Raw genomic sequence first — 16,082 nt, 5'->3', positions numbered from 1 at the left:
AAATAGAACAATATAGGTTGCATGAGGAGCTGATCTAATTTTGAGAATATTAGTGATTGAAGATAATAAAAGTGTTTGCTCAATGATCGAAATGTTTTTTGCCAAAGAAGGCATTGATGGAGAGTTTGTCAATGATGGCCTTGAGGGATATAACCGCATTAAGGAAGGGACATGGGATGCTCTCATTATTGATTGGATGCTTCCGGGAATGGATGGAGTAACGATCTGCCGTAAAATCCGGCAAGAAAATTTTACTGTTCCAATCATTATGTTAACAGCAAAGGATAGTGAGTCAGACCAAGTGCTCGGACTTGAGATGGGAGCTGATGATTATGTAACCAAGCCATTCAGTCCGCTGACATTGATGGCGAGAATTAAGGCAGTTACACGCCGCTTCCAAACACAGGTGCCAAAAGAAAGTGACGATTTCCTACAAACTGAACACTTTAAGGTAAGTAAAAATACGAGAGAAGTGATTGTGGACGGAACACCGGTGACAAACTTAACACCGAAGGAGTTTGATTTACTTTACTATATGGTTGAACACCCCCGTCAAGTGTTTTCAAGAGAGCAGTTACTTGAACGGGTTTGGGGCTATCAGTACTACGGTGATGAACGTACAGTTGATGTCCATATTAAACGGCTGAGGAAAAAAGTCGAAACAAGCTTGCAGCCATTCTTCCATACGGTATGGGGGGTAGGGTATAAGTTTGATGAGTCAATCAAAGCGGATGAAGTTTAGATATATTTACCAACAGTTTTTTAGTCATATCAGTATCATTATTGTTGCTTTTTTGGTGTTAAGTCTTTTATTTGCCCATTATGTTGAAAATCTGGTTTATGAGAATAAAGCAAACGAGCTCATTTCTTACGGAAAGTCTATCATGTCAGAGATTGAACAAAGGCCACAAGCGACGGAGTCCATCATTAATCGATATAGCTCCGTATTAGCGACCAGAAAAATGAGCTTTAGTATGTTCGATCAATATGGAAAATTATACGCCGTTGGAAAACAGGGTCCAGCTATTGGAGGGTTATCTGACAAGGATTGGGATAAGATTTCTAAAGGGCGTACCCTTGTGGTTAATAGCGATTTTAAAAGGTTCGGTCAAGAAGGTGTTACCTTTGTTGTATTACCATATCTTGATAACGGGAACTTTATTGGCGGCATTTTATTAACCTCTCCAATTAGCGGCTCAAGTGCGATGATTCAACGTGTCAATCAGTTTATTTTGTATACCATTCTTATTGCTCTTATAGTGTCCTTTCTAATGAGTTGGTTTTTATCGAGGATTCATGTTAACCGGATTAAGCGTCTACGTGAAGCAACCTCCCTTGTCTCTGCTGGGAATTATCAAGTACACGTTTCTTCGTCCAATTTTGATGAAATTGGTGAATTAGCAAACGATTTTAATCATATGGTCGATAAAATTAATACATCGATGGAGGAAATTGAAAGTCTGGAAAATAGACGAAGGCAATTTTTGTCAGATGTTTCCCATGAAATGCGGACGCCTCTTACGACAATTAGTGGTGTAATCGAAGGTTTGAAAAATGACATGATTCCGGAAGAAGATAAAGAGCGTGGAATCAACTTAGTTAGCCAAGAAGCGAAAAGACTCATTCGCCTGGTCAATGAAAACTTGGATTATGACAAAATTCGCTCCAACCAGATTCAGTTATTTAGGGAAGACATTCAGCTCGTAGAGTTACTAGAAATTATTCAGGAACAATTATTGCCTCAAGCAGAGGATAAAAATAATCGGATAGTTATTGACGCGGCACCGGAAGTCATGGTTAATGCAGATTATGACCGTCTGATCCAAATATTAATTAATATTACCAAAAATAGCATTCAATTTACCACGAACGGGACCATTTGGCTGCGTGGAAGAACAGAGGAGAACTCAACCATTATCGAAGTGGAAGACACGGGAATTGGTATTGAACCGAATGATATCGAAAACATCTGGCGTCGTTTCTATAAAGCTGATATTTCCAGAACCAGTAACCCCTATGGTGAATTTGGGTTAGGTCTTTCAATCGTAAAGCAATTGGTTCTACTGCATAATGGAGAAATTAATGTTTTCAGTGAAGAAGGACAAGGAACAAAATTTGTGATTCGACTTCAAAAATAAGAGGGAGTATTAAGAAGCTGCGGGCCTATGCCTGGAGCTTTTTTGCGCAGTTGCGATTATATTTCTTGGATATTTCCAAAAGCCGTTATAGTTTGTTAATAATTTCTTAAGATTTGTCAGTTAAAGTAAAGACAAGTTAGAAAATCCTTAAAGGAGATTGAGTGAGATGGAATTAAAAAATGAAAATGAATTCGAAAAAAATCAACCTAATTCATCTGAGATGACTGAAAATAAAGCTGAGGAACAAGCAGCGGATACAATCAATTTCAGCCATACCGAAGAAAATTCGCATGCTGTCGATGCGACTGTAACAGTGGAGACGAAGGATTTTGTCAATCATGGGGAACAAGAAGAACCAACCGAATTCGAGCCTACCACAGAAGCGACGTTACCTCTAGAAATGGATCAAACGCGTACGACTAGCCAAGTGGATCAAAAGTATAAGAAAAAACGGAATGTAGGAGGATTTGCCTCCACACTTGCCGCTGGGGTAATTGGGTCTGTATTGACATTAGCGATTCTGCCACATACAGACTACATAAAAAATCATTTTCCGAAGGTGGAGAATCAAGGGGCAATAAGTTCACAACAAGGAACATCTGTCAAAGCAGTGGTGGCTCAGCCAACAGCCGCATCTTCTAATTCGATTGCGGATACGGTTGAAAATGTATCAAAAGCCATAGTAGGGATCGTTAATTATCAACAACAAGAGAATAATTTATATGGAAACCCTAACTCATCACAAAGTGTGGAAAGCGGATCTGGCTCGGGAGTTATTTTTCAAAAAAATAATGACACGGCGTTTATTGTCACCAATAACCACGTAGTAGAAGGGGCCTCGAAACTTGAAGTATCTTTGTTTGACGGTGAAAAGGCGACCGCAGAAGTTGTTGGCACAGATGCCTTAACGGATCTTGCGGTCTTGAAAATTGACGCTAAATACGTGACGGCAACTGCTGATTTTGGTAATTCATCCACACTCCGCCCTGGCGACCAGGTTTATGCGATTGGAAACCCGCTCGGACTCGATCTCTCAAGGACAGTCACGCAAGGTATAGTCAGTGCAACGAACAGAAGCATTGCTATCACAACATCAGCAGGAAATTGGGACACCAATGTCATTCAAACAGATGCAGCGATCAATCCAGGGAACAGTGGTGGTGCGTTAATTAACCCACAAGGGCAAGTGATTGGGATCAATAGTTTGAAAATTTCTGAGAGTGGTGTCGAAGGATTAGGCTTTGCGATTCCTAGTAATGACCTCATTCCAATTGTGAATCAATTAATTAAAAGCGGTAAAATTGACCGTCCATATCTTGGGGTAGGACTTGCAGATCTTGATCAAGTGCCACAAATGTACTGGCAAAACATGCCGAATAACACAACAAAAGGTGTTATGCTGACAAACATTGAGCCTAATTCAGCAGCTGCAAAAGCTGGGCTTCAAGTAAAGGATATTATTGTATCTATGAATGGAACGGAGATTACCAGTTCTTCAGATTTAAGAAAATATTTATATACAAAAGTTAGCAAAGGCGCTGAAATAAAATTTGGTGTTTACCGCGACGGAAAACAAATGACGATAATTGTAAAACTGTCGGAATAAGGGGAGGGAGTAGCTAGAAAAATGTCCTTATTAATGCAAAATAAAAAGACCGTTCTGATCATACTAGTGATATTAATTACGATGGGTATCTCGCTAAGTTTCGCCCTAAAGAAGGATGAGACGGTCGCAAAGTTTAATGGTGAAGCAATTAGCAAAGACGATCTTTATAGTGAAATGGTCGAACAGTATGGTGCTGCTACAGTTGATAAAATAATTGGCGATAAAATTGTTTCTGCTGAGGCTAAAAAACAAAAAGTAAATATTACTAACAGTATCCTGAATAAAGAGGTTGAAAAACTGAAAGCCTCTTATGGCGGCGAGGAAGCATTTAAACAGGCGCTTGAAAGCAACAATACTACTTTGGCTTTTCTTAAACAAGATCTAAAAAATTATTTGACCATCAAACAATTACTGGAGCCTCAAATAGAAATTACCGAAGAGGAAATGAAAACCTTTTTTGATGAAAATAAGGATTCGTTTGCCGAAGCAGAGCAAATTAAAGCAAGTCATATTCTGGTTGCCGATGAAAAAAAGGCTAATGAGGTCAAACAAAAGCTCAACGATGGCGGGGATTTTGCGGAGTTAGCCAAAAATTATTCCACTGATGATAGCACGAAGGATTCAGGCGGTGACCTTGGATATTTTGCCAAAGGGACAATGGTCACTGAATTTGAAGATGTGGCTTTTGGACTGGCAGTGGACCAAGTAAGTAAGCCAGTAAAGACTGAATATGGGTATCATATTATTAAAGTGGAGGCTAAAAAGAAGGCAAAAGAAGCAAATTATAATGACAGTAAGGAAGAAATTAAAGAAACTTTAGTGGATCAGAAAATCGATTCTGAGTACACAACCTGGCTAGAGAACAAGAAGAAGAGCTATGATATTGAAAATACATTAGAAGAAGTTTAACCCTACGATCAAGAGGTGAATAGCAAGATGAATCGGGTCGGGAAATATGCAGCAAACGATACAGTGGATGATCTTGAGTTGATGAATATGGTCTTTGAACTCCCTGAAAAGGATAAAATGATTATGTGGTCTGAAGGCTATATTGATCTTGTGATTGAGAAATTACCTGAATATGCCAGAGATGTGTTGGAGAATCGCAAGGAAAAGTGGGAAGATACGAAAGCATATTACCAAAAGAAGATTGAAGATATTATTAACCAGGAAGAGTTTAAATTGAAACAAAAGGGCGAACGGAAGGAGTTTGCCCTTTTCGTCATGGAGCGATATTCAGAATATCAATCGTTACTTTTTTTAATCTATGATGGAAATCTAAAGGAGGATGATTTTAGAAAGTTTGTCTACCGAAAAAGGCTCGGTTCACGTAAAAAGTACCTTCATTAAGCGGGTTGGCGAGATAAAGTACAAGTTGGCGGAATGATTGTCAGGTTGTTTGACCAAGTAATAAAACAACCCTGCGGTTTCCGCTAATTCTTGTTATTCGTATAATCTAAATCACCAACCCACTTTTAGGAATATGATATAAAGCAACAAAATTGGGGGTGACGTGATGGCAGTTGTGAAGGCAAGTTCATCGGATATTAATCTTTTGGCGCGATTACTTAGAGCCGAAGCTGAAGGGGAAGGCACTCAAGGAATGCTCCTTGTTGGAAACGTAGGAATAAACAGACTTCGTGCAAACTGTTCTGATTTTAAAGGTATTCGAACAATACCACAAATGGTTTATCAACCACATGCATTTGAAGCGACGACAAAAGGATATTTTTATCAACGAGCTAGGACTTCAGAAAGACGTTTGGCACAAAAAGTCATTAACGGTGAAAGGTATTGGCCGGCAAAATTCAGCCTTTGGTATTTTAAGCCACCGGGAGATTGCCCGCAAACTTGGTATAATCAACCTTTTGTAGCTAGGTTTAAACTGCATTGTTTTTATCAACCGACTGCAGAAGAGTGTGAAAGTGTTTATAATACCTTTGCGTAACAATGGAGCCGTCTATTTGCGGCTTCTTTTTATTTTGGTGGCAAGCTATTGCTTTTCGGAAGGGGCATTTTTCCTTATAATAAGAGATGTTTCTTAATTAAAGGGTGGGTTCGTATGGATATTAATTTTTCTTTAAAGCAAGTGTTGCTCCTTCTAATCGTTACTTTGACAGGGGTGGTTTGGTCAGTTATCTTTCATCACCCACTTGTGGCAGGTTTTTTTCCAGGCTACCTCATTCTTGTTTGGTTAGCAAAGAAAAAAGATATATCGATAAAACAAATACTACATATTAGTATTTTGGGTGTGAATAAAACGAGAATTGTCATCTTAATTCTTTTCTTGGTTAGTTTCTTGCTGCCATCTTGGTACTTATCAGGTACCATTCAGCAAATGGTGAAAATCGCCTTGCATTTTATCATACCAAATCATTTTTTTGTCTTATCGTTTCTTTGCACAATGGTATTTTCGATGCTACTTGGAACGACTGTTGGGACATTGAGTGCGATTGGTATACCTATTATTGGGACGGCAATCGTTCTTCACCTTCCTGTTGAAATGGTAGCTGGCGCATTGGTTTCAGGAGCGTTTGTAGGCGATCGGACCTCGCCGTTTTCAAGTGCACATCAACTTTTGTCACATACGGTTGAATTGCCGGTGAAAAGACAATGGAATGCGATGCTTGTTACCACGCTTTTGGCTATTATTTTATGCTTTTGCTTTTATGGAATGGCTGACTATCTGATCTCTGAAACAACTGCTTCAAATTCCCAACCACTAAGTTTGCATGAAATTTCATTGATTAAATTAATCCCGCCAATCATCTTAATCGTATTTGTCCTTTTACAGTTTAGTATCATTTATGCTTTCTTAACTAGTATTCTATTAGCTTCGGTGATTGCATTATTCGGTGGAATTTCATATACAAAACTCTTTTTTTCTTTGTGGGGTGGCATTGATGGGCTTGGGGGAGGATTCCTTCATATGTATGAATTGCTCCTATTTTTAGCCTTGGCAGGGGCATATAATGGCCTTTTAGAAGAAATGAATGTCATTCAGCCTTATTTAGATAAATGGTTACAATCATCTCGATCTCTGACTGGTGACACGCTTAAAACTCTTTTGGCGACATTTTTGATCACTTTAATAGCAGCAAATCAAACCCTGCCCATTATTCTAACAGGGAGATCCTTCCTTCCTCATTGGTCTAGTAACTATGGAAAAGAAGAGCTAGCTAGAGTGATGGGGGATTCGACGATGCTGTTTCCGGGGATGGTCCCGTGGAGTGTTCTCGCCATCATGTGCAGCACGATCGTTGGTATACCGATCATGGATTATCTGCCATTTGCGCTATTTTTATGGATTTTACCCATTTTAACGATATTAGTTTCCTTAGTAAAACAAGCCCGAAAATCCAAACCAAATCGAACAGCGATTGCTTAAAAAACGGAGTCTTTTGCGTCTCCGTATTTTCGGTTTTTGAGGTTAAAAGAGAATCCCTTTGAATGAAGTACCACTATCTTTCATATTAGTGGTAGTAAAGAACTTGGACAAGGGATGATCACATGCTGAAAAAATTGGCTATAATCGGATTTGGAAGCACCATGATTGGGATTGGCGTTAACGGGTTTATCCTTCCTTTGCATTTAATTAATGGAGGATTTTTAGGTATTAGCCTGTTGTTAAAATATATTTGGGGTTTTAAAACCGGAATCACGTTTATCTTTCTTAATATCCCCGTTTATATGTTCGCCTTTAAATCTGACCCCATTTATTTTATCAATGGTGTAATAGGAGCGCTTTGTACCGGTCTTATGATTGAATTATTCATGCCTTTAAATGGAATATTTCATCTACCCATCCTTAGTAGTGTTATTGTAGGAGCAGTGATTATTGGGAGTGGGGTTGGGGTAATGCTAAGAAATCATATTAGTCCAGGGGGTATGGACCTGCTAGCACTGATCATTGCCAAATGGTCAAAAGTGAATGTTGGCGTCATTATGTTTGCGATGGATGCCGTTATCATTATTACCGGCCTCTTTCTCCTTCAGGATGTGAAACTTTTTTATTCGCTGATTATCGTAGCGATTGTTGGACTACTAGCAAGTCTGATTACCACTATTTCCATTGAGCGGAACTAAATAAAGTAAATATTACATAATGTTGGAACAATTGGTAAATCTAAGAAGTATAGGTAAATAAGGAGATTTATTATGAAACCCATCAGTGATCATCTCAAGGGAAATTTAAAGGTTTTATTTGTTGGCTTTAATCCAAGCATTCGCTCAAGTGAACTGGGGCATCATTATGCTAATCCCAACAATCGTTTTTGGAGGATCTTGTATGAAGCGGGGATAACGCCGAGGAAATATGAAGCAACTGAAGATGCGAAACTTTTAGATTTAGGATATGGGTTTACAAATATCGTTCAAAGGCCGACAAAGGCAGCGGATGAAATTACGAAAGAGGAGTACGTGGACGGAAGAGAAATCTTAAAGAAAAAGGTCGAACAGTTAATGCCGCAGGTAGTTTGCTTTGTTGGAAAGGGAGTTTACCAGCAATACAGTGGTTTAAAAGTGATTCAGTGGGGGAAGCAGCCCAACGGATTTGTACCTGGAGTGGTTGATTTCGTTGCTCCTTCTTCAAGTGGTCTGGTTCGAATGAAAATGGAGGAAATTGTTGATATCTATAAAGGGCTTGTCCCGTTCCTAACACAATAAAACATCGACGGAAATTAAACTAATGCCGTCGATGTTTTGTTCTTTTTACGACTCGAATTTTTTATGATAATGTGACATAGCCATGAGAGGGAAAATGTAGCGATAGCTATGATAGTGAATGTAAAAACCACCGGCCATCCCTTGACCTTTTGGATAATTAGTGGTCCAATCTTGTTTTTCAAGTGACGTTAATAAATAGGAAATCCCCTTTCGAATCTGTGTGGTTGGTTTTTCTGAAGTGGTTAGCAGGGTATCGAGTGCCCAAGCTGTGTGCGTTAAGGTACTTGCTCGTAATGGCACATATGCTTTTTCGCTATCACTATGGCATGACTCTCCCCAGCCGCCATCCTCATTTTGAATCCCTTGTATCCAAATCACTGCCTTTTGGATTGCTGTATGACTAGTAGGGACCCCTGCGGCTAATAAACCAGTTATTGCTCCCCAAGTTCCGTATAAATAACAAATCCCCCATCTTCCATACCAAGAACCATCCTTCAGTTGATTTTTCAAAAGCCAGTTGACCCCTTTATTGATCGCATTGTGGTCTCTTGATAAATTCGTGTAATTCCCCAAAAATTCTAAGGTTCGCCCTGTGATGTCTGCACAAGAAGGATCTGTTAGTAAAAATTCGCCCTTTTCAAGTGGGAGGAATTCGAATAATTTTGTATCGATGTTCTTTTCAAACGCTGCCCAGCCTCCATCGTCATTTTGCATGGATAAAAGCCAATCCAGACCTCGGTCCCAAGCATGTCTTTCATGCAGAACATTTCTTGAAATAGCTCGGAGCGAGGCAGTTGTATCATCGACATCCGGATTCATCGTATTTACATCGGAAAACCCCCAGCCGCCGGGCATTGTCTTTGGATTATGAATTACCCAATCCCCGAATTTATGATGCTGATGGTCTAACAGGTAACGATTGGCCTTCGTGACCATTGGATCGTCTGCTAAAACACCAGCTGACTGGAGGGCATAACCAATCAATGAAGTATTCCAGACATTCGCTGTCGTGTACTGCATATGGGGGCTCCCGTTGATATCGCATTTCATTGCAATCAAACCTTTCACGGCCTTTGATATCACCGGATCCGTTTTCTTATATCCTAGGGAGAGTAGGGCAAAAATCATTAAAAAGGTACTACTGTAGTAACTGTAAAAGGTGCCATCTGGTTCAAGGTGGTCCAACATATATTTTTTGGCCCGTTCTATCGCTAGATGATGGAGCTGCTCGGGTAGACCCATTAATCTTTTAACTCCCTCCTCGATAAATGACATCAATGAACGATATTCAGCAGATCGAAACCAAGGTTTTTCCTGATTACGGTGTAGATGTAGTTCTGAAAGATTAGGGCTTTTCTTTGTCTTAATAAAAAACTTTTTGTCGGCGAGAAGAATAATCGGAGTAAGATTGGCTCTGCCAAAGACAGAAAAGGAATAGAAATTAATCGGAAAGTAGTGTGGCAAGAGTAAGAATTCAACCCGAAGAGGAGAAAAATCTGGCCATATATATTGACCGGTTAAAGAAAGCATCACTTTTGTAAAGATACTAACTTCCTCTAAGCCGCCTTTGGAGAAAATAAATCTTTTCGCAGCCCGCAATCGTTTGTCATCCTTCTTAACATACCCCGAATATAACAAGGCGTAATAAGCTTCCACGGTCGCGCTGAGGTTCCCTTCGTCTTCATCATAATAAAGCTTCCATACTCCATTTTCACCCTGTTTACTAAAGATCCTCGAAACCAAGCCTTGAATTAATTCTTCATCATTTAATTCCAATGTCCGCAATAAAATGATCATATAGGCATCTGTTGACTGTCCTGTTTCAAAGGGGTAATTCCAAGATCCATCGGGAGATTGGTCTTTCCGAAGCTTCTTAATAATCCAATCGATGCCTTTTTTTGTATTGCTCATAAGTAAGTACTCATTCCTCTCCCAGAAAATTATTCTCATTCATACATATTCCATAGGTGGAAGGAGAATACGCAAAGGAGGTAATGTGCCATATTTTTTAAGAGAAATCGCGAGAAGTCACCACTTGAATATATAAGGGAAGAATTAAAAATGAAGGGAAAACAATCAAGTTTGCCGCCAAAAATAACGAGTGGGGAAGCGAGCCTTTTAGAACAAATAAAGACTGAGACAATGGAGCATAACTTAAATAATGTCACTAGAACGAAGGCATACCTTGACTTTTACCTTCACTTCCCTGAAATCCATTGGGCCTTTCTCGGGCATATGGTCTCCCGGAACGGGGGCTGGAATATGACCGACCTGAAAGGAGAATTTCTCACCCGTTTACTCTCGAAAAAAGAAAGAGAAACTTTTTTTGCTTTTTTAGAGCGTGGGAATTGGCTCATTTTCCAAGACGTCTATCCGCAATTTTTGTTGTATAGGGAAAGCTTAAAGCAACATAAACCGTTATTTCATTTAAGTTCTTATCTAAATATTTCTACCTTTATGGAAACGATTTGGAATCACTTTTGGCTTCATCAAGAAACCTATATTCTTGCCATTGCGTTGATCATAAATGAACAGAGTTATTTGGAAAAAAGAGTGGTTCAGAATCCACTTTTTCAAAAAGGAGTGTTAAATAAATTTGAATTTATTCTCCAGGACTTGCTTTCTTTTAACCATATCCTCTTTCCCTATGGAAAAAGAAACCTTGCTGGGCAAACACTTCATCAGTTTGAGTCATTGAATGAACGAATTTTACTTGGAAAAAGATTATATGATGTCCTTTTTAAAAAAAAGGAGCGTTTAAAACTAGTCTTGGAATGGGCTAAAACCCATCCTCATTCAGGCTCCAGAAAGGATTACTGGCCGCATATTTTTAATAGCATCAACGAGGGAATACCTGGCTTTGCCTATCAAACCCGCTTAAAGGCCTGTCAGCTCCGGCCGCGAGCAAGGAAAATTTATAGTCCAGCCCTTGAATACGCTTGGAAGAATGTAAGTCAAACGGAGGCTGAAGAAGGGGACTGGTTTGAAGATGAACGTGTTGTGGATTATTTAATGGATGACAATGAAAAAATTGACGGGGAGATTAAAAATGAATACTGTAAAACACTTGAACGACTCGAGCTCGCTGCCATCGCCAAAAAAGCCATATCGATTTTGGACTAACCCATCTCTTGCAGCCGTATTTTTGGCTTCCTTGCTCGCTACGTATTTAGATCTTTTTTTCGTTGGGAAACACATATATCGGTTCCCCTTGAGGCCGATGCCAACTATTTTCTCCATTAATATTGTATTTACACTCGTTGTGCTCCCGGTGTTGGTTTTCGCCTTTCTTCGGGTTATGGACCAAGTGAATAAATGGGGAAAACTAGGCCTGATCGTCTTTATTAGTCTTTTGATGCCCATTCTTGAAAAATTAACGGAAGTGTTCGGCTGGTTTGATCACACTGAGAACTGGTCACATCTCTACACGTTCTTTGGTTACCTGTTATTTTTAACGATTATTTATTCTTTCTACACTTGGATGGCTATACGAAAAGGCTAACATACAAAAAGCCGAGACTTTCGTCTCGGCTTTCGTGATGTAACAGATTGTTACACCTTGCCCCTTCCGTCCGTACAGTGGTTAAGTGTCCCGCAACAAGCGAATGTTCGGAAGGGGTACTATTATATTACCACAACCATAGGAGAAATATTACTGAAAGGAAGAAATTTGGTGTTTCAAACTTTCATTTCTTTTTTGAAAAGTGTATGATAAAAATGATTTTTACATAAAGGAGTGTTTTCAATGGCGAAAAAAGGTCATTTTTTGATGGAAAACGGAGAAAAAATTGAATTTGATTTATATCCGGAAGCAGCACCAGGGACAGTTGAGAATTTTGAATCATTAGTAAACAAAGGGTTTTACAATGGATTAACATTCCACCGAGTTATTCCTGGATTTGTAAGTCAAGGAGGCTGTCCTGAAGGACGTGGAACTGGTGGACCTGGTTACACAATTAAATGTGAAACAGAAGGGAATCCTCACAAACATGTACCTGGTGCATTATCCATGGCACATGCAGGCAAAAACACTGGAGGAAGCCAATTCTTTATCGTTCACGAATCACAGCCGCATCTAAACGGTGTTCATACCGTGTTTGGACAAGTGACTTCTGGGCTTGAAACTGCAAAATCCATGCGCAATGGTGATAAAATGGTAGAAGTAAAGGTATATGATCAAGAATAGATAACTCAGGAGGGCTCTTGCAGCTCTCTTTTTTTTGTCTAATTTATAATCACTTAGGGCAAATTAACCTCTAAGATCAAAGTTGGGGGTCATTTATGAAAAAGTTTATTTATATGCTTATTCCATTCATGGTATTTTCATTTCAACAATCGACATCGGCCGAAAAAAATGAACCCAAAGAACTAAAGGCTGCGATTATCATTGATGATTTCGGCGGTGGAACAGGTGGAGTGCGTGACTTCCTTGAAGGAGAAATTCCGATTACTGCTGCAGTCATGCCGTTTACGGAAAACTCGACAGAACATGCGGAATGGGCCCATAAATATGGCATCGAAGTAATGATTCATTTATCCATGGAACCGAAAAGAGGAAAAAGATCTTGGCTTGGGCCAAGGCCAATTACGAATGACCTTTCACCAGCCGAAGTAAGACAAATTGTAGAGGATGCGATAAAAGATGTTCCATATGCTGTAGGCATCAATAACCATATGGGCTCACTTGCGGTTGAAAATAAAGAAATAGTTCGTGCAATTGTTGAGGTTGCTAAGGAAAGAAGATTATTTATTATCGATAGTGCCACTAGTCCAAATACGAAATTTCCCGAAATAGCCAAAGAGCTTGGTGTACCCATCCTTAAAAGAGATGTATTTCTAGACGACATATCCTCCTCAGCGCATGTTCGAAAACAAATGATTAGACTAGCGAAGGTTACTGAAATAAAAGGTACAGGTATTGCTATTGGGCATGTAGGTATAACCGGAAAAGTATGTTCGATTGGTGTCTTTCAGTCGATGGACGAATTTAATAAACGAAAAATAAAAATAGTCTCTGTTTCCAAGCTGTTTTCCGGCAAATTACCTGAAAAGTATTTTATACCATATAAAAAAGGCAACTGAGTGAAGTGACCTCGCATAAGTCGGACTAATAATCCATCTTATGAGGGGTTTTTCAAATTTCTTTCCCAAATCCTCCTTAACTGATAAAATGTCTCCTATCAAACACTAATAAATAACCAGTTAGCAAGGGAGAAGGAATCGTTCACATGAAACTAGTATCTTGGAATGTCAATGGCCTTAGGGCATGCGTTAAAAAAGGTTTTTTGGATTATTTTAATGAAGTGGATGCAGACATTTTTTGTGTGCAGGAAACAAAGCTGCAAGAAGGGCAAATTAGTCTTGAATTGGCTGGGTATCACCAATATTGGAATTATGCAATTAAGAAAGGCTACTCCGGTACAGCAGTGTTTACTAAGAACAAACCGCTTTCTGTTCGATATGGGGTAGGAGCTGATGAGACTGAAGGGGAAGGAAGAATTCTTACATTAGAGTTTGACGATTTTTTCTTAGTTAATGTCTATACCCCTAATTCACAAAGAGATTTAGCGAGAATCAACTACCGTTTGGACTGGGAGGATCGTATTCTTCAGCACTTGAAAGAATTAGATGAACTGAAACCCGTCGTCTTATGCGGGGATTTGAATGTCGCCCATCAGGAAATTGACCTGCGAAATCCAAAATCCAATAATGGGAATTCCGGGTTTACGGAAGAAGAACGGGGGAAAATGACCTCTCTACTTGCTGAAGGCTTTGTTGACAGCTACCGTCATTTTAATCCGGAGCAGGAAGGTGCTTATACCTGGTGGTCCTACATGGCGAAAGTCAGGGAAAAAAATATTGGCTGGCGGATTGATTACTTTATTGTTTCCGAAAGATTGCGGGAACGCCTCAAGAATGTGGATATTCATTGCAATGTGATGGGGAGTGACCACTGCCCGGTAATTCTTGAAATGGATTGATAAATTCAATTAGTTCTTCTTATTGTAAAACATAAAATACCTGTCATTTTCTTTATGAAGTAACTGCTTTATTGTTATTAAATAGAAGTCACGGAGGGGAGAAATGACATGGATATCAAAAAGGATGTACAACAACAGTTTGGAAAAAGTGCAGATTCCTATGTTAGTAGTGCTATCCACAAAGATGGCAATGACTTACAAAAGCTTTTAGAAATGGCGATGACGACCGGTGAAGAAGAATTATTGGATGTTGCCACAGGCGGTGGTCATACTGCCAATGCTTTTGCATCTGGTGTAAAAAAAGTAACGGCAGTAGATTTGACACCAGAAATGTTAGCCGCAGCTCAAAAATATATCATAGGTAATGGACATCAAAATGTCGAGTTTATAATAGGGGATGCAGAAGTTCTTCCCTTTTCTGAGGGAGTATTTGATATTGTAACTTGCCGGATTGCTCCACATCATTTTCCAAATGTAAATAAGTTTGTGGATGAAGTCCACCGCGTTCTCAAGCCATCAGGTCAGTTTTTACTTGATGATAATGTCGTTCCAGAAGAAGAGGACTATGATCTATTTTATAATACCATCGAAAAATGGCGGGATTACAGTCATTTCCGGGCCTGGAAGAAGAGTGAATGGCTCCGGATGCTTGAAATTTCCGGTTTTGAAATTTTTGAATGGCACCGCTTTGAAAAAACCTTTCATTACGAACCATGGTGTAATCGCATGAACTTACCTGAAGATGAAAAGGATAAATTAACTCAATTCATTCTGAGTGCATCCCCGAAAGTAAAAGAGAAATTTAAAATTATCATAAAAGATAATCAAATTATCTCTTTCGTCGGGGAAGCCGTCATATTAAGGGCGATTAAATGGTGAAAAAACCCTTTGCATTAAAAGAGGATTTCTCTTTTTGCAAAGGGTTTTCGAATTAAACATCGTTAAGTGCAGTTCCAATCACATCAAATTCAGGCAATTTCTCATCCAAAACCGATTGATTTTGCTCTTGTTCCACAGGAGTAACCAATCCACTTTCATCGTCTTTTTTTATACTCAATTTATAGTCATCTCCTTTATGATAAGAACGGAATACTAAAAGTATTTTTTCCTATTAATTCTTATCTAAACCTATTTAATAATCTTTTCTGATTTTCCCATTACAAAGTGCTATATAATTTATAGGCTATGTTAAAGATCATTGTTGATTTTGGCACATGTTGATTGGAGCGGAAGGCGCGAAGACTCCTGCGGGAGGACGGGGCCGAGGAGGCTCCCCGGACCGCCCGCGGAAAGCGAAGCGCCTGAAGCGGAAATCAACAGCCAAGTCTAACACAGCCTTTTTATAAAAAATCGAAAAGAAATGGTTGACGAATTAGTGATGGGGTAGTACAATATTCATTGTCGCTGCTACGGAATAACTAGTTTAAGAGATGTAAGAAATTATTTCGAATGAAGTTGACATTAAAAAAGTGATATGCTAGAATAATAAAAGTCGCTAATCACTTGATTGGATGACAAACAAGAATAATAGATTTGTTCTTTGAAAACTAAACAAACAAAATCGTGCAAACAAACAAAAATTTTAGTTTCAATTAAGAAACTAAGCCAACGTAACAAATGAGCTAATCAACTTTCTTGGAGAGTTTGATCCTGGCTCAGGACGAACGCTGGCGGCGTGCCTAATACATGCAA

17 protein-coding genes and 1 rRNA gene are annotated in these 16,082 nt (G+C 39.2%); 16 read left to right on the top strand and 2 right to left on the bottom strand.

All coding sequences use genetic code 11. The features are described from left to right. Positions 1-40 precede the first annotated feature (40 nt). The 9 genes from AB7942_RS18905 to AB7942_RS18865 all read left to right on the top strand — a co-directional run bounded on the left by AB7942_RS18905 (position 41) and on the right by AB7942_RS18865 (position 8,409). Positions 41-742, top strand: a complete 702-nt coding sequence (locus tag AB7942_RS18905; RefSeq protein WP_335401565.1) for a winged helix-turn-helix domain-containing protein — start codon at positions 41-43, stop codon at positions 740-742. Continuing rightward, on the top strand, positions 732-2,138 hold the full coding sequence (locus AB7942_RS18900) for an ATP-binding protein (protein WP_369448180.1): 1,407 nt from the start codon (positions 732-734) through the stop codon (positions 2,136-2,138). Before AB7942_RS18905 ends, AB7942_RS18900 begins: the two co-directional genes overlap by 11 nt. A 166-nt stretch (positions 2,139-2,304) precedes the next feature. Beyond that, positions 2,305-3,744: a S1C family serine protease gene (locus tag AB7942_RS18895; protein WP_369448078.1), complete on the top strand. Its 1,440-nt coding sequence runs from the start codon at positions 2,305-2,307 to the stop codon at positions 3,742-3,744. 21 nt (positions 3,745-3,765) lie between these two features. Further along, positions 3,766-4,653 carry a peptidylprolyl isomerase gene (locus tag AB7942_RS18890; RefSeq protein ID WP_369448077.1) on the top strand — a complete coding sequence of 296 codons (888 nt, stop codon included), beginning with the start codon at positions 3,766-3,768 and terminating at the stop codon, positions 4,651-4,653. A 27-nt stretch (positions 4,654-4,680) separates the two neighbouring features. Then, positions 4,681-5,094, top strand: coding sequence for a hypothetical protein (locus AB7942_RS18885; RefSeq protein WP_369448076.1), 414 nt, complete (start codon positions 4,681-4,683; stop codon positions 5,092-5,094). Between the two features lie 166 nt (positions 5,095-5,260). Further along, positions 5,261-5,692, top strand: coding sequence for a cell wall hydrolase (locus AB7942_RS18880; protein ID WP_369448075.1), 432 nt, complete (start codon positions 5,261-5,263; stop codon positions 5,690-5,692). A gap of 114 nt (positions 5,693-5,806) precedes the next feature. Next, positions 5,807-7,132: a Na+/H+ antiporter NhaC family protein gene (locus tag AB7942_RS18875; RefSeq protein WP_369448074.1), complete on the top strand. Its 1,326-nt coding sequence runs from the start codon at positions 5,807-5,809 to the stop codon at positions 7,130-7,132. Positions 7,133-7,254: 122 nt separating this feature from the next. Continuing rightward, on the top strand, positions 7,255-7,830 hold the full coding sequence (locus AB7942_RS18870; protein ID WP_369448073.1) for a YitT family protein: 576 nt from the start codon (positions 7,255-7,257) through the stop codon (positions 7,828-7,830). A gap of 72 nt (positions 7,831-7,902) precedes the next feature. Further along, positions 7,903-8,409 carry a mismatch-specific DNA-glycosylase gene (locus AB7942_RS18865; RefSeq protein WP_369448072.1) on the top strand — a complete coding sequence of 169 codons (507 nt, stop codon included), beginning with the start codon at positions 7,903-7,905 and terminating at the stop codon, positions 8,407-8,409. A 45-nt stretch (positions 8,410-8,454) separates the two neighbouring features. On the opposite strand, the gene AB7942_RS18860 is transcribed toward AB7942_RS18865, so the two are convergent. Beyond that, on the bottom strand, positions 8,455-10,320 hold the full coding sequence (locus AB7942_RS18860; RefSeq protein WP_369448071.1) for a terpene cyclase/mutase family protein: 1,866 nt from the start codon (positions 10,318-10,320) through the stop codon (positions 8,455-8,457). Positions 10,321-10,470: 150 nt separating this feature from the next. On the opposite strand from AB7942_RS18860, the gene AB7942_RS18855 reads away from it, so the two are divergent. From AB7942_RS18855 to AB7942_RS18830, 6 genes are all read left to right on the top strand, one after another. Next, entirely contained in the window at positions 10,471-11,532 is a 1,062-nt protein-coding gene (locus tag AB7942_RS18855; protein WP_369448070.1) for a DUF2515 domain-containing protein, read from the top strand. Then, entirely contained in the window at positions 11,459-11,911 is a 453-nt protein-coding gene (locus tag AB7942_RS18850) for a CBO0543 family protein (RefSeq protein WP_369448069.1), read from the top strand. Before AB7942_RS18855 ends, AB7942_RS18850 begins: the two co-directional genes overlap by 74 nt. Before the next feature lie 243 nt (positions 11,912-12,154). Then, complete coding sequence (locus AB7942_RS18845; RefSeq protein ID WP_088088526.1) at positions 12,155-12,595, top strand: peptidylprolyl isomerase; 441 nt, start codon at positions 12,155-12,157, stop codon at positions 12,593-12,595. Positions 12,596-12,690: 95 nt separating this feature from the next. Further along, positions 12,691-13,491 carry a divergent polysaccharide deacetylase family protein gene (locus AB7942_RS18840; protein ID WP_369448068.1) on the top strand — a complete coding sequence of 267 codons (801 nt, stop codon included), beginning with the start codon at positions 12,691-12,693 and terminating at the stop codon, positions 13,489-13,491. 146 nt (positions 13,492-13,637) lie between these two features. After that, entirely contained in the window at positions 13,638-14,390 is a 753-nt protein-coding gene (locus AB7942_RS18835) for an exodeoxyribonuclease III (protein ID WP_369448067.1), read from the top strand. 108 nt (positions 14,391-14,498) lie between these two features. Continuing rightward, positions 14,499-15,269 (top strand): class I SAM-dependent methyltransferase, encoded by a 771-nt coding sequence (locus AB7942_RS18830; RefSeq protein WP_369448066.1) that lies wholly within the window; start codon positions 14,499-14,501, stop codon positions 15,267-15,269. Between the two features lie 52 nt (positions 15,270-15,321). On the opposite strand, the gene AB7942_RS18825 is transcribed toward AB7942_RS18830, so the two are convergent. Further along, complete coding sequence (locus tag AB7942_RS18825) at positions 15,322-15,447, bottom strand: hypothetical protein (protein ID WP_369448065.1); 126 nt, start codon at positions 15,445-15,447, stop codon at positions 15,322-15,324. A gap of 575 nt (positions 15,448-16,022) precedes the next feature. Here AB7942_RS18825 and AB7942_RS18820 point away from each other — a divergent pair. After that, positions 16,023-16,082, top strand: a 16S ribosomal RNA gene (locus tag AB7942_RS18820); the annotation flags it as partial.

This window comes from Neobacillus sp. BF23-41, assembly GCF_041106275.1.
Note: the sequence above shows the minus strand (reverse complement) of the source record. Positions and strands in the feature narration are given on the sequence as shown.

Excerpts from the sequence above, each read along its gene's own strand:
- AB7942_RS18885 (WP_369448076.1), top strand. The coding sequence starts at position 4,681 with ATGAATCGGGTCGGGAAATATGCAGCAAACGATACAGTGGATGATCTT.
- AB7942_RS18895 (WP_369448078.1), top strand. The coding sequence starts at position 2,305 with ATGGAATTAAAAAATGAAAATGAATTCGAAAAAAATCAACCTAATTCA.
- AB7942_RS18890 (WP_369448077.1), top strand. The coding sequence starts at position 3,766 with ATGTCCTTATTAATGCAAAATAAAAAGACCGTTCTGATCATACTAGTG.
- AB7942_RS18900 (WP_369448180.1), top strand. The coding sequence starts at position 732 with ATGAAGTTTAGATATATTTACCAACAGTTTTTTAGTCATATCAGTATC.
- AB7942_RS18880 (WP_369448075.1), top strand. The coding sequence starts at position 5,261 with ATGGCAGTTGTGAAGGCAAGTTCATCGGATATTAATCTTTTGGCGCGA.
- AB7942_RS18870 (WP_369448073.1), top strand. The coding sequence starts at position 7,255 with ATGCTGAAAAAATTGGCTATAATCGGATTTGGAAGCACCATGATTGGG.
- AB7942_RS18850 (WP_369448069.1), top strand. The coding sequence starts at position 11,459 with ATGAATACTGTAAAACACTTGAACGACTCGAGCTCGCTGCCATCGCCA.
- AB7942_RS18865 (WP_369448072.1), top strand. The coding sequence starts at position 7,903 with ATGAAACCCATCAGTGATCATCTCAAGGGAAATTTAAAGGTTTTATTT.
- AB7942_RS18840 (WP_369448068.1), top strand. The coding sequence starts at position 12,691 with ATGAAAAAGTTTATTTATATGCTTATTCCATTCATGGTATTTTCATTT.
- AB7942_RS18875 (WP_369448074.1), top strand. The coding sequence starts at position 5,807 with ATGGATATTAATTTTTCTTTAAAGCAAGTGTTGCTCCTTCTAATCGTT.
- AB7942_RS18830 (WP_369448066.1), top strand. The coding sequence starts at position 14,499 with ATGGATATCAAAAAGGATGTACAACAACAGTTTGGAAAAAGTGCAGAT.
- AB7942_RS18855 (WP_369448070.1), top strand. The coding sequence starts at position 10,471 with ATGAAGGGAAAACAATCAAGTTTGCCGCCAAAAATAACGAGTGGGGAA.
- AB7942_RS18845 (WP_088088526.1), top strand. The coding sequence starts at position 12,155 with ATGGCGAAAAAAGGTCATTTTTTGATGGAAAACGGAGAAAAAATTGAA.
- AB7942_RS18835 (WP_369448067.1), top strand. The coding sequence starts at position 13,638 with ATGAAACTAGTATCTTGGAATGTCAATGGCCTTAGGGCATGCGTTAAA.
- AB7942_RS18860 (WP_369448071.1), bottom strand. The coding sequence starts at position 10,320 with ATGAGCAATACAAAAAAAGGCATCGATTGGATTATTAAGAAGCTTCGG.